This is a genomic window from Lelliottia sp. GFLA7 (assembly GCF_056490165.1).
In genome coordinates this window covers 243,232-254,878 of the sequence record NZ_JBWLAQ010000004.1, presented here as the reverse complement: position 1 = coordinate 254,878, position 11,647 = coordinate 243,232, and the positions used below count along the sequence as shown (strand labels likewise).

Annotated in this window: 14 protein-coding genes; 3 read left to right on the top strand and 11 right to left on the bottom strand. The window is 54.6% G+C overall.

Annotation, left to right across the window (positions count from 1 at the left end; all coding sequences use genetic code 11):
• Positions 1 to 10 precede the first annotated feature (10 nt).
• Positions 11 to 730, top strand: coding sequence for a YggN family protein (locus AC07RN_RS14275; RefSeq protein ID WP_015960353.1), 720 nt, complete (start codon positions 11 to 13; stop codon positions 728 to 730).
• 182 nt (positions 731 to 912) lie between these two features.
• On the opposite strand, the gene AC07RN_RS14270 is transcribed toward AC07RN_RS14275, so the two are convergent.
• The 6 genes from AC07RN_RS14270 to AC07RN_RS14245 form a co-directional block, all read right to left on the bottom strand.
• The gene (locus AC07RN_RS14270) at positions 913 to 1,251 is read right to left on the bottom strand and encodes an endonuclease domain-containing protein (protein ID WP_478336661.1); all 339 of its coding nucleotides are present in this window, start codon (positions 1,249 to 1,251) and stop codon (positions 913 to 915) included.
• 63 nt (positions 1,252 to 1,314) lie between these two features.
• Positions 1,315 to 2,457 carry a radical SAM family heme chaperone HemW gene (gene hemW, locus AC07RN_RS14265; RefSeq protein ID WP_407439459.1) on the bottom strand — a complete coding sequence of 381 codons (1,143 nt, stop codon included), beginning with the start codon at positions 2,455 to 2,457 and terminating at the stop codon, positions 1,315 to 1,317.
• Positions 2,450 to 3,043, bottom strand: coding sequence for an XTP/dITP diphosphatase (locus AC07RN_RS14260; RefSeq protein ID WP_478336660.1), 594 nt, complete (start codon positions 3,041 to 3,043; stop codon positions 2,450 to 2,452). Before AC07RN_RS14260 ends, hemW begins: the two co-directional genes overlap by 8 nt.
• A gap of 8 nt (positions 3,044 to 3,051) precedes the next feature.
• A complete protein-coding gene (gene yggU, locus AC07RN_RS14255) occupies positions 3,052 to 3,342 on the bottom strand; it encodes a DUF167 family protein YggU (protein WP_478336659.1) in 291 nt (96 codons plus the stop codon).
• Entirely contained in the window at positions 3,339 to 3,905 is a 567-nt protein-coding gene (locus AC07RN_RS14250) for a YggT family protein (protein WP_015960348.1), read from the bottom strand. Before AC07RN_RS14250 ends, yggU begins: the two co-directional genes overlap by 4 nt.
• Before the next feature lie 21 nt (positions 3,906 to 3,926).
• A complete protein-coding gene (locus tag AC07RN_RS14245) occupies positions 3,927 to 4,628 on the bottom strand; it encodes a YggS family pyridoxal phosphate-dependent enzyme (protein ID WP_478336658.1) in 702 nt (233 codons plus the stop codon).
• Between the two features lie 17 nt (positions 4,629 to 4,645).
• On the opposite strand from AC07RN_RS14245, the gene AC07RN_RS14240 reads away from it, so the two are divergent.
• Complete coding sequence (locus AC07RN_RS14240; protein ID WP_015960346.1) at positions 4,646 to 5,626, top strand: type IV pilus twitching motility protein PilT; 981 nt, start codon at positions 4,646 to 4,648, stop codon at positions 5,624 to 5,626.
• Here the strand turns inward: AC07RN_RS14240 and AC07RN_RS14235 are convergent.
• Positions 5,623 to 7,881: an FAD-dependent oxidoreductase gene (locus AC07RN_RS14235; RefSeq protein WP_478336657.1), complete on the bottom strand. Its 2,259-nt coding sequence runs from the start codon at positions 7,879 to 7,881 to the stop codon at positions 5,623 to 5,625. The genes AC07RN_RS14240 and AC07RN_RS14235 overlap by 4 nt on opposite strands.
• 67 nt (positions 7,882 to 7,948) lie before the next feature.
• On the opposite strand from AC07RN_RS14235, the gene AC07RN_RS14230 reads away from it, so the two are divergent.
• On the top strand, positions 7,949 to 8,641 hold the full coding sequence (locus AC07RN_RS14230) for an IclR family transcriptional regulator (protein ID WP_478336656.1): 693 nt from the start codon (positions 7,949 to 7,951) through the stop codon (positions 8,639 to 8,641).
• A gap of 118 nt (positions 8,642 to 8,759) precedes the next feature.
• Here the strand turns inward: AC07RN_RS14230 and ruvX are convergent, their stop codons facing one another.
• The 4 genes from ruvX to rsmE form a co-directional block, all read right to left on the bottom strand.
• Positions 8,760 to 9,176, bottom strand: a complete 417-nt coding sequence (gene ruvX / locus AC07RN_RS14225; protein ID WP_449553951.1) for a Holliday junction resolvase RuvX — start codon at positions 9,174 to 9,176, stop codon at positions 8,760 to 8,762.
• Positions 9,176 to 9,736 carry a YqgE/AlgH family protein gene (locus AC07RN_RS14220; RefSeq protein WP_478336655.1) on the bottom strand — a complete coding sequence of 187 codons (561 nt, stop codon included), beginning with the start codon at positions 9,734 to 9,736 and terminating at the stop codon, positions 9,176 to 9,178. Before AC07RN_RS14220 ends, ruvX begins: the two co-directional genes overlap by 1 nt.
• A gap of 137 nt (positions 9,737 to 9,873) precedes the next feature.
• Positions 9,874 to 10,821, bottom strand: coding sequence for a glutathione synthase (gene gshB, locus AC07RN_RS14215; protein ID WP_015960341.1), 948 nt, complete (start codon positions 10,819 to 10,821; stop codon positions 9,874 to 9,876).
• 20 nt (positions 10,822 to 10,841) lie between these two features.
• On the bottom strand, positions 10,842 to 11,573 hold the full coding sequence (rsmE, locus tag AC07RN_RS14210) for a 16S rRNA (uracil(1498)-N(3))-methyltransferase (protein ID WP_478336654.1): 732 nt from the start codon (positions 11,571 to 11,573) through the stop codon (positions 10,842 to 10,844).
• Positions 11,574 to 11,647 lie beyond the last annotated feature (74 nt).

Genomic DNA, 11,647 nt, shown 5'->3' with positions numbered 1-11,647 from the left:
AGGGATTGATATGATGCACAAAACGCTGCTGGCTGTGGCACTGATGACGACCGCGTTGACGGCGCATGCGGAATACAAATGTGAAGTCACACCGCGCGACGATGTGATCCTGAATCCGCAAACCGTCCAGGTGAAAGGCGAAAACGGCAACCTGGTCATCACGCCCGATGGCAATGTGATGTTTAACGGCAAACAATATACCCTGAGCGCGGCACAGCGCGAGCAGGCAAAAGATTATCAGGCCGATCTCCGCGCCGCGCTTCCGTGGATTGACGAAGGTGCGCTAACCCGCGTAGAGAAAGGCCGCGTGGCGCTGGATAAGATCATCGCTAAAGAAGTGGGTGAGAACAGCAATATGCGCTCTCGCCTGACCAAGCTGGACGCGCAGCTGAAAGAACAGATGAACCGCATTCTTGAGCATCGTACCGACGGCCTGACGTTCCACTACAAGGCTATCGATCAGGTGCGTGCCGACGGCCAAAACCTGGTGAATCAGGCGATGGGCGGCATCCTGCAGGACAGCATTAATGAGATGGGTGCGAAAGCCGTTCTGAAGGGCGGTGGCAATCCGCTGCAGGGCGTTTTAGGTAGCCTGGGCGGTCTGCAAACCTCGATTCAAAATGAGTGGAAAAATCAGGAAGCTGATTTCCAGAAGTTTGGCAAAGACGTCTGCAAACGCGTGGTGTCGCTGGAAGATAGCCGCAAAGCGCTGGTGGGATCGCTGAAATAAGATTTCTGCGCGCGGGGTCCCTCACCCCGGCCCTCTCCCCAAGGGAGAGGGAGAAAAGGTTCTGGTTCTGCATGTAAGGTAGGGAGAAAACGTTCTCGTTCTACACGGAAGATAAGGTGAATACGTTCTCTGTTCCAGGCAAAAGCGGTGACGAAAGAGTTCCCTCTCCCTGTGGGAGAGGGTTAGGGTGAGGGCATCAGGCATTGAAGGTGCTCAAGAATAACCCTCAGCACTCCCTCTTCATTCGATCTGAACTCGTTATTCCAGAACCGAATCACTTTCCAGCCATTGTCATTCAAAAATGCCGATCTGCGTTGATCATACTCAACGTCGTCCTGATGCTGACCCCCATCCAGCTCCACTATCAGGTTCGCCTTAACACAGGCGAAATCCACGATATACGCCCCAATCGGCATCTGGCGGCGAAACTTATAGCCAAAGAAGCGGCGATCTCTGAGTAAATACCAGAGCCTTAATTCTTCGGGTGTCATTTCAATTCGGAGTTGTTTTGATTTTTCCATCCCCACACTCTGCCAGCCTTTTGGTCAGCCAGCAGAGCGGGATGCAAAATCCTGAATCTGTCTTCAGGACTCGTCGGCGAGGAACAGCTCAAGAAGGGAGTTTAAGAACAGTTTTCCGTGCTCGGTGATTTGCCAGAACGCATCACACTCAGTGAGATAACCTTGTGCCAGCGCTTCGTTAATTTGCGGGCGAATAACAGACTCAGACAGCCCCGTGTAACGCGCAAACTCTGCTCGCGGCGCGGGTTCCAGCAACCGGAAACGGTTCATAAAGAACTCAAACGGTTTGTCTTCCACTTCCACATCATGCTGGCGCTCAAGGTAACGGCCTTCCATGTATCCGCGCGGATGACGCGTTTTGGCGGTGCGCAAAATGCGTCCGTCCGGGAAGGTGACTTTGCCGTGTGCGCCACAGCCAATCCCCAGATAGTCACCAAAGCGCCAGTAGTTGAGATTGTGCTGGCACTGATAACCCGGCTTTGCGTAGGCTGAAGTTTCGTACTGCTGATATCCCGCCGCTGTCAGAATCTGATGCCCTTGCTCAAAAATATCCCACAGCGCATCGTCATCCGGTAATTTCGGCGGACGTGAGCCAAACAGCGTATTAGGCTCGATGGTCAGCTGATACCAGGAGAGATGCGGCGGATTGAGTTCAATCGCCTGGCGCAAATCGTCAAGCGCCTCTTCCAGCGACTGATCCGGCAGGCCGTGCATCAAATCAAGGTTAAAGCTCCGCAGCCCCAGACCGGTCGCCAGATGCGCTGCCCGCTTGGCCTCTGCCGAACCGTGAATGCGGCCCAGACGTTTAAGTTTTGGCTCGCTAAAACTCTGCACACCAATAGAAATGCGGTTCACCCCGGCACGCTGATAATCGACAAAACGATCGGCCTCAACGGTGCCCGGATTCGCTTCCATGGTAATTTCTGCATCGGCCGCCAGATTCAGACGCGCACGCACGCCGTCCAGCAGCGTCTGCATGGCTGGGCCAGAAAGCAGGCTCGGCGTACCGCCACCAATGAAAATGGTCTTAACTTCACGTCCCTGTGCGTAAGATACGTCGGCATCCAGATCGCTTAACAGATGCTGAACGTAGTCATCATGCGGCACTTCACCTTTCAGCGCGTGCGAATTGAAATCGCAGTACGGGCATTTCTGCACGCACCAGGGAATGTGAATATACAGACTCAGAGGTGGCAAATTAGCCATTACGTAATGCTTCCAGTAACAGTTTTAACGCGCGACCCCGGTGGGAAATCGCACTTTTTTCTTCGCGGGTCAGTTCTGCCGCGGTTTTGCCCTCAGACGGGACAAAGAAAATCGGGTCGTAGCCAAAGCCGCCGCTGCCTGCTGATTCGCGCGCAATCACGCCTGGCCAGCTTCCATGGCAGACAATCGGTGTCGGATCCTCGGCATGACGCATATACACCAGCACACAGTGGAACTGCGCCTGACGCTGCGCATCCGGCACGTCTTTTAGCGTTTCGAGTAGCTTTTGCAGATTCTGCTGGTCAGTTGCATCAACGCCGGAATAACGTGCGGAATAAATGCCCGGCGCGCCGCCCAGCGCATCAACCGCCAGACCGGAGTCATCGGCGATAGCGGGCAGGCCAGTGACCTGCGCGGCATGGCGCGCTTTCAGAATCGCATTTTCGATAAAGGTCAGACCGGTCTCTTCCGCTGAATCCACGCCCAATTCCGTTTGTGCCACGACGTCCAGGCCAAAATCATTTAATAGCGAGGCCAGCTCGCGCACTTTACCGGCGTTACCGGTAGCGAGAACAACTTTCTGCATGGTATTTCCTACTCTGTCAGTGCCGCGACTTCCGTCGGGATGTTTTGCGGGTTAAGGATTTTTACCTGTTTATGACGGCCCAGCTCACCCTTTTCAATAACGACCTGACTTTTAGCGACGCGAAACTGTTTAGCCAGATATTTGGTCAAATGCGCGTTAGCCTGGCCGTCAACGGGTGGGGCGGTAATGGCGACTTTTAACTCGTCGCCATGCATTCCAACAATGCTGTCACGGCTGGCTTTAGGCTGAATATACAGCCGTAAAACCAGCCCATCGGCGCAAGTGCTTACTGCACTCATAATGCCATCCACAGCCCCGGCAGCAGCATGTTGCCTGTTGACTGTAACAGCTCAGCGATACCCATGTTCAGCACATACAGCAGCAGCACCAGGATCATCGGTGAAAAATCGATACCGCCCATGGAAGGCAGTAAATTACGAATCGGACGCAGCAATGGCTCGGTCAACTGAATCATCGCGTACTCAACCGGGCTGCGACCTCGGCTTACCCAGCTCATGACAGCCATCACCAGCAGCACCCAGAAGATCAGCAGGCCAATGGTTTTCAGCAGAATGAGCACCGCGGCAATCCAGATGATTGGCTGGAAGGTGATCACCATAAACAACACAATGGCTTTGATAATGCTGAGAATAAACGCCACCAGCATGGAGGCGCTATCAATCGGCCCCATCGGTGGGATGATACGGCGCAGCGGGCCAATGACAGGTTGCGTAATTTTCACGACAAACTGCGAAAATGGATTGTAAAAATCACAACGGGCCCACTGCATCCAGACGCGTAACAGCAGCGCCATCGTGTACAGTTCAATGACCGTTGAGAGCAGGAAAGTCAACGTCTTCATGGCGTTCCTCAGGTTTCCTTATTATTGGGTGTAATCGCGCGCACCGAAAATTGCTGTGCCGATGCGCACCATCGTGCTGCCTGCCGCGATTGCGGCTTCCATATCGTCCGACATGCCCAGTGAAAGCGTGTCTACGGTAACGTAGCGTGCTTTAAGCGCTTCAAATGCTACAGCCATTTGCTGTGCCACGGCAAACTGCCTTTCATACTCTGTTTCTGGGGCGGGGATCGCCATTAGTCCACGCAGACGAAGACCGGGGAGTTCCGCCACCTGAGCGGCCAGCGCGTCAAGCTCAGCAAGCGCAATGCCTGACTTACTGTTTTCGTCACTAATATTTATTTGAATCAATACGTTCAGTGGCGCTTTGTCCGCAGGGCGTTGCTCGTTCAAACGCGTGGCAATCCGCAGACGATCGACGGTATGGCACCAGTCAAAATGCTCGGCCACCAGACGACTTTTATTCGACTGCAACGGACCAATAAAGTGCCATTGTAGACCCATCATTCCTGTTTCCTGGAAATGACGAATTTTGTCCACACCCTCCTGAACGTAGTTTTCACCAAACTCACGTTGCCCTGCGGCAATAGCTTCTGCGATGGCGCTCGCAGGTTTGGTTTTACTGACTGCAAGCAGCGAAACATCTTCTGAAGCACGGCCGCAACGTGTTGCTGCAGCTGAGATTTTTTCCCTGACCTGTGCCAGGTTATGCGCAATGTCGTTCATTTTCCGGGGAGTGTCGTATGGATATGGAAGAAATGGTGGGCCTTAGTGTAAAGCATAACGTCTCGGATCTACACCTGTGCAGCAATTCACCACCGCGCTGGCGTCGTTTGGGTCATCTTGAATCTGCGCCTTTTCCCGTCCCGGATGTTGAGCAGCTTTTGAAAACCTGGCTCAACGACGAGCAGCAGGGAGCCTGGCGCGCGAATGGGCAGGTAGATTTCGCCGTATCGATGAGCAGTGGGCAACGATTGCGTGCCAGCGCGTTTAACCATATCCACGGCGTTTCGATAACGCTCAGATTGTTGCCCGTTACCTGTCCAAAGCTGTCAGAGCTTACGGCGCCTAAAGCGATCCCCGATCTGCTCTCCAGTGACAACGGGTTGATTCTGGTCACGGGCGCCACGGGCAGCGGAAAATCCACCACGTTGGCGGCCATGGTGGATCATCTCAATTGCCATTCCGACGGGCATATTTTGACCCTCGAAGATCCGGTGGAGTTTATCTATCAAAGCAATCGCTGTCTGATTCAACAGCGAGAGATTGGCCTGCACTGCCCATCTTTCTCGCAGGCGTTACGTGCGGCATTACGTGAAGATCCCGACGTCATTTTGCTCGGGGAGTTGCGGGACAGCGAAACGATCCGCCTGGCGCTCACGGCCGCAGAAACCGGGCATCTGGTGTTGGCGACGCTGCATACCCGAGGTGCATCTCAGGCCATCGAAAGGCTGGTGGATACTTTTCCTGCCGAAGAAAAAGATCCGGTACGAAACCAGCTGGCGGGGAGCCTGCGCGCGGTACTCGCGCAAAAGCTTGAGCGTGATGCTCAGGGCGGGCGAGTGGCGCTTTTCGAAATGCTGGTGAACACGCCTGCATCAGCGAATCTCATCCGCGAGGGGAAAACCTGGCAATTGCCCGGCATCATTCAAACCGGGCAGCAGGCAGGGATGCAAAACTTTGACCAAAGCCTTGCCGAACGCAAGGCGCAGGGACGGCTCTAGCGCACGTTGAGTGCATATACGGCAGGGCGCGCACCCGCTGTGCCAAGGATCTCCAGTGCGATCGTTTTCGTGTGGAAAGGGGTGACAAAGCGATGTTCACAGACGGCGTGATGATTCTGTTCAACGTCGGCAATCAGATTGCCGTCAGCCCACAGCCGATAGTGAGTAATACAGTGCGGGGTGATGGCCTGATGATGGCCCATCTGCACTGTCTCCATGGCATTATCGAAGTCGTTATCCTGGATAAGCGTCAGAGACTGGATAAGTTGTGGTGTTTCCCATGTCCAGACGACCTGTGGGGTAGGGTCATGGTCGGCAGGGATCCACGCGTTGGTTTGCTGCTCAGGGCGCAGACGGCCATTAAGCAGGTTATCAGGCGCGTAGCAGTGAAGCGGCGCATCCAGCTGCATTGCCGGGAAGACTTGGTGCGGATGGCGGCGCGGCAGCCAGAAATCAAACTCCTCCACGCCGTAATCACCATCGGAGACCTGACGCGTATGTTTTGCCACGCGTTTATTCAGGCTGTTAAACACAGTCATCAGGCCGGGCAAACGGGTTGCGGTCAGCGCAATGTCAATTTCGTTGCAGGCATCGAAGACGACAAAAACGTACCGATCGCGATCGCTGGTCCAGTGAAATTTGCAGCGGTATTTCTGTTCGCCATGGACGTCGATTGTCGTTTCGTCGTAATGGCATTCAGGGGTGAAGTTGCCTGCTTTTTCACTACCCAACAGCGAAATCGTGAGCTGCTGTGGCATGCTGCAACGCAGACGAAACGTCATGGCAGGCAGCGTCTCGCCGCGTTTAACGGGCATCAGAATCGCCATCCGCGCCTCAAGCGACAACCATTCGCCGTTCGGTTCAAGCGAGGTCAGCACGTACTCACTACTGGTCGAAACCGCCGCGCCGAGCGCGGGGTTGTCCAGCCACTGGCGCGGGATGTAACAGCCGGTTTGCTGCAAATGCTGCTGAAGGTCACGGATGCGATCGCGGTGAGCCAGCGTCTGGGGCGTCAGGTGATGTGTATGGCACAGCGCAGCGGCGCGCCCAACGACTTCACCGAGCAGCCCGCAGGTACACATCACACGGGCGCTGCCGAAAGCGACGTGCGAAGCCGAAATCAGCCTGCCTGTCAGGAACAGATTGTCCAGCGAGCGGCTGTAGAGCGAGCGGAACGGGATGGTGTAAGTGCCTTTGCTGTGAAACTGTCGGCAGCCCTCGTGGGTACTGTAAACACCGTCCGCCGGATGCAGATCAATCGACCAGCCGCCGTACGCAACCGCGTCGTAGTGATCGCGTTGCTCAATGATATCCTGCTGGCAAAGAATATGATCGCCAATAAAGCGGCGGCTTTCGCGTTTTCCGGGAATGGCACCAACCCACTCAATCGTCAAGTTTGCTGCATCCGGGAATTCGCCGGAGTTTTTAATATAGTCCCAAACGCCCCAGACGATTTTCCACAACTCCCATTTGATCTCCTCACTTTGGTGGACGGTATCAAGACGTCCACCCCATTCCAGCCACCACAGATCGCAGCCGTTAAGCGTCGAGGTCAAACGTTTATAGCGGGGGATTTCTGTGATGTCTTTGAGCGCAAACGAGGGAGCGACAAAGTTAACCTGCTCGGCGGTACGTTTGGTGTAGAAATAGATGGAGTGGCCAAGCTTATGCCCGAAGTGATCGCCGGGAGCCATTTTCTCGTCCAGTTCATCAATCTCTTCTGCCCCTTCGCGATACTCCGCCCCAGCCAGAAAACCGAGTACCCCGTCGCCCGTCGCATCGCAAAACTGCGCGGCACGCACCGTATAAAAGGTTTCGTTGATGGCGTTAAATGCGCTGACGGCAGTGATGCGCGAGCCGGTTTTCTCGACATCATAAACAGCTGTGTTCAGCAGCAGCGTCAGCCCTGGCTGGCTGTTCGCAAGATCAAGCAGAACCAGGTCGAACATAACCGGATTCCCCTCTTTATTGCGCCAGAGATTCTCCTCAAGGATCTCCCCCATGATGCCACCCTCGCGTGCCCAGCGATTGTTATTGCCCATGTGCGACGTCGCGCCGTTAGCCCAGAGGCGGACTTCGCTGGAGGCATTTCCCCCCAATACAGGCCGGTCCTGAATCAGGACGACATTCAGGCCATCGCGCGCCGCCGCCAGGGCTGCACACAATCCGGCAAGTCCACCGCCTGCGACCAGCAGATCGGCTTCAAGCTCCGAGACGGGAAAGGTTCTGGCATCATTTGGGGGATAGATTTTCATGACCTTGTATCCTTTTGAACTGGCGGTAGAATCGAGCCATACACTTCTTAAAAGAATGAGCGTTGCTATGTCATCACAACCGAATCAAAGCTTGATCGACGGCATTCGCTGTTTGCAATATCTGGTTTCCAGCGACCGTGCGATCGGGTGCCGCGAACTCTCACGCCTGATGGGCATTAATACCACGCGCGTAAACCGTTTGCTGATGACCATGGCGTCTATTGGGCTGACGATGCAGGACGATCAGCGCCGTTATCTGCCAGGGCCTGGGATCCACGCTCTGGCTGCACAAGCCATTCGTGGTTCCGAGCTTTTTTCCCGCGCATTGCCAATGCTGGAGCGCCTCGCGCCGCGCGATATCGTCGTCGCGCTGGGCGTTTTGTGGGAAGACCAGGTGATTTACATCTGGCACTCCGTTCCCGGCAGCCCGACGAGCCAGGCACTGGCCGGTTTTCACATGCTCCCTGCGTGGCAGTCCGTTATCGGCATGTCACTGCTGGCCGCTGAAAGCGATGAACAGCTGATGGCACGCTTCACGGCAACACAGTGGATTCATCTCGCGCCGCATATTGCGCAACAGCGCGAGCAGGGACATGTCATCTGGCGGCATGACGACGGTGAAGTGTCTATCGCGCAGCCCGTCGGTGTTCATCAGGCCGCGCTTGCTTTTGCCGGCATGTGGCACCCCGATGACGACACAGTCCAGGCGCGTCTCGGTGAACTCTCCTCACTCAATGCCAGGCTGCTGGAAAAATCATAATCGCATATGTTTCTTTTATAGAAACACTGCTGATAATGCAAAAAGCAGTAGGATGAAATGTGAACGGGATCGAGAGATAAGAAGATTTTGCCCGGCAGCGCGGGCAAATAGGACGGGGTTAAAAACCCTGTTCGAAGAAACTTTCGAGGATGATCACAGCCGAGGCGGAGTCAACGCTGCCTTTGTTAAGTGCACGGAAACCGCCATGTTCAAATAGACTGGCACGGGCTTCAACAGTGCTAAGGCGCTCATCGTGCAGCTTAACGACAGTACCAAAGCGGCCATGGATCTTATTGGCAAACTTACGTGCTCGCGCCGTCAGCGGTTGCTCGGTGCCATCCATATTTAGCGGTAATCCTACGATCACGGCTTCGGGTTGCCACTCTTTGAGCAGGCGCTCGATCAGCGTCCAGTCCGGTGTTCCGTCCTGCGCTTTAATTGCCGTAAGCGGACGCGCGGTTCCGGTGATGCGTTGACCAATCGCCACGCCAATACTTTTCGTTCCAAAATCAAAAGCCAGAAGCGTTCCGCTCATTATGCGTGTCCTGCCACACCAGGCATGGTTTGAATGTCGATCCCAATCAGTTTCGCGGCATCGCGCCAGCGATCGGCAATGGGAGTTTTAAACAGAATGTTCAGATCCGCCGGGGCCGTCAGCCATGCATTATCAAGAATTTCTTGTTCCAGCTGGCCTTTCTCCCATGAGGAATAGCCCAGCGCTACCAGCACTTCGGAAGGCTGATTGTGCGTGCCTAATGTTTCCAGGACATCGCGTGAGGTGGTGATCACCGTGTTATCGGAAACGCGAATGCTGGAAGAAAACCCCGGTGGGGTATGCAGGATAAAGCCACGATCTTCTGCCAGTGGGCCGCCTAACATCACCGGTTTATCCAGACGGATCTCAGGCGCACGCGCTTCAGGCGTGATTTTGAGTTTTTCCAGAATGCCTTCGATTTGCAGGTTTTCGAGCGGTTTATTGATAATAATCCCCATCGCGCCGTCTTCACTGTATTCGCAGATATAAACCACGGAACGACGAAAAATCGGGTCCTGGAGAGCAGGCATGGCAATAAGAAAGTGATGCTGTAAATTCATTGTCAGAGGTTCTGTTTCCTGGTTTAAAAAGCAACAGCGCTCAGTATGGAGACAATTAAAAGCGCTGTCACTAGACACTTCACCCTGTATCGCCTTGGCGCGAAAGGGAGGGTGAAGCGGATAAGGGGAGTGGCGGGTTACTGCTTCAGACGTTTTTCAATCGCGTCCATCAGCATGCCGGTAATGGACACCGGGAACTCAGCTTCGATTTCGCGGATACAGGTTGGGCTGGTGACGTTCACTTCCGTCAGGCGATCGCCAATGATGTCCAGACCGACGAAAATCAGTCCTTTGGCCTTCAGCATTGGGCCGACGCGGCGGGCGATTTCCCAGTCGCTATCGGTCAACGGGCGCGGTTCTCCACGGCCACCTGCCGCCAGATTACCACGGGTTTCGCCGCCCTGCGGAATGCGCGCCAGACAATAAGGAACCGGTTCGCCATCGACCACCAATACACGTTTGTCACCATCAACAATGGCAGGAATATAATTCTGCGCCATGCAGTAGCGTGTTCCATGTTCAGTAAGGGTTTCGGCAATAACACCCAGGTTAGGATCGCCTTCTTTCACGCGGAAAATCGACGCGCCGCCCATGCCATCCAGCGGTTTCAGAATGATATCGCCATGCTTCTGCCAGAAGGCTTTCAACTGCGCTTTGTTACGGGTGACGAGCGTGTCAGGTGTCAGATCGGAGAACCAGGCGGTGTACAGTTTCTCGTTACAATCGCGCAGGCTCTGCGGTTTGTTAACGATCAGCGTGCCTTTTTCTTCTGCGCGTTCAAGGATATAGGTGCAGTAGATAAATTCGGTATCGAACGGAGGATCTTTACGCATCAGGATCACATCAAGTTCGGCGAGCGGCAGATCTTGCTCGGAACCAAACTCGTACCATTTATCGTAATTTTGCTCGACGTTAACGATGCGGGTGCGCGCGCGGGCTTCACCATTGTTCAGATAAAGATCGGCCATTTCCATGTAATGGAGCTGATAGCCGCGACGCTGCGCTTCCAGCAGCATAGCGAAGCTGGAATCTTTCTTGATGTTAATGCTTGCGATGGGGTCCATCACGATGCCGAGCTTGATCATGTTCTTCTCCGTTAAATGCTTTAACCCAGATCGCCAAAACGCACCTGTAGCGCGGTGATGGCAGTGAGTGCAGTCGTCTCAGTACGCAGAACGCGAGGTCCCAACAGAATATCAGTAAATTGATAACGCGCCGTCATCGTAATTTCGTCCGCTGACAGACCGCCTTCCGGGCCAATCAGCAGGCGCACACGCTCAACGGGCAGCGGCAGCGTATTGATGCTGGCGCTGGCGCGCGGATGAAGATTGAGCTTAAGACCGCTCTCTTCTTCGGCGCACCAGGCTTCTAAATCCATGGGCGGGCGAATTTCCGGAATACGGTTGCGACCGCACTGTTCACATGCCGCAATCGCGATTTTCTGCCACTGCTGGATCTTTTTGTTCAGTCGTTCACCATCCAGTTTAACGCCACAGCGTTCAGAAAAAAGTGGCGTAATGAGGCTTACACCCAGTTCGATCGATTTCTGGATAGTGAATTCCATCTTTTCGCCGCGCGACATCACCTGGCCCAGGTGAATATGCAGCGGTGATTCGCGGTCGTCTACTTCACCGCGCAGAATACTCACCTGCACGCTTTTCTTGTCTGCGCGGGTGATTTCAGCGTCAAAGACCTGGTTGCTACCGTCGAAAAGTTGCACCGCCTGACCAGCGCCCATGCGCAGAACGCGACCTACATGATTGGCGGCGTCATCAGACAGGGCAATTTCACTGCCAGCGGTAATCAGTTCAGGGTGGTAAATGCGAGGGATGCGCATACTGTGAATTCCATGAAGGGCGCGGATGACGCCTCATTCCGCCTCGCTTGGATTCGGTGGAATGAGGGATCGGC

What these genes read in the sequence shown, in the direction of transcription:
- AC07RN_RS14275 (WP_015960353.1), top strand. Translation starts at nt 11, where the DNA reads ATGATGCACAAAACGCTGCTGGCTGTGGCACTGATGACGACCGCGTTG.
- AC07RN_RS14270 (WP_478336661.1), bottom strand. Translation starts at nt 1,251, where the DNA reads ATGGAAAAATCAAAACAACTCCGAATTGAAATGACACCCGAAGAATTA.
- hemW (WP_407439459.1), bottom strand. Translation starts at nt 2,457, where the DNA reads ATGGCTAATTTGCCACCTCTGAGTCTGTATATTCACATTCCCTGGTGC.
- AC07RN_RS14260 (WP_478336660.1), bottom strand. Translation starts at nt 3,043, where the DNA reads ATGCAGAAAGTTGTTCTCGCTACCGGTAACGCCGGTAAAGTGCGCGAG.
- yggU (WP_478336659.1), bottom strand. Translation starts at nt 3,342, where the DNA reads ATGAGTGCAGTAAGCACTTGCGCCGATGGGCTGGTTTTACGGCTGTAT.
- AC07RN_RS14250 (WP_015960348.1), bottom strand. Translation starts at nt 3,905, where the DNA reads ATGAAGACGTTGACTTTCCTGCTCTCAACGGTCATTGAACTGTACACG.
- AC07RN_RS14245 (WP_478336658.1), bottom strand. Translation starts at nt 4,628, where the DNA reads ATGAACGACATTGCGCATAACCTGGCACAGGTCAGGGAAAAAATCTCA.
- AC07RN_RS14240 (WP_015960346.1), top strand. Translation starts at nt 4,646, where the DNA reads ATGGATATGGAAGAAATGGTGGGCCTTAGTGTAAAGCATAACGTCTCG.
- AC07RN_RS14235 (WP_478336657.1), bottom strand. Translation starts at nt 7,881, where the DNA reads ATGAAAATCTATCCCCCAAATGATGCCAGAACCTTTCCCGTCTCGGAG.
- AC07RN_RS14230 (WP_478336656.1), top strand. Translation starts at nt 7,949, where the DNA reads ATGTCATCACAACCGAATCAAAGCTTGATCGACGGCATTCGCTGTTTG.
- ruvX (WP_449553951.1), bottom strand. Translation starts at nt 9,176, where the DNA reads ATGAGCGGAACGCTTCTGGCTTTTGATTTTGGAACGAAAAGTATTGGC.
- AC07RN_RS14220 (WP_478336655.1), bottom strand. Translation starts at nt 9,736, where the DNA reads ATGAATTTACAGCATCACTTTCTTATTGCCATGCCTGCTCTCCAGGAC.
- gshB (WP_015960341.1), bottom strand. Translation starts at nt 10,821, where the DNA reads ATGATCAAGCTCGGCATCGTGATGGACCCCATCGCAAGCATTAACATC.
- rsmE (WP_478336654.1), bottom strand. Translation starts at nt 11,573, where the DNA reads ATGCGCATCCCTCGCATTTACCACCCTGAACTGATTACCGCTGGCAGT.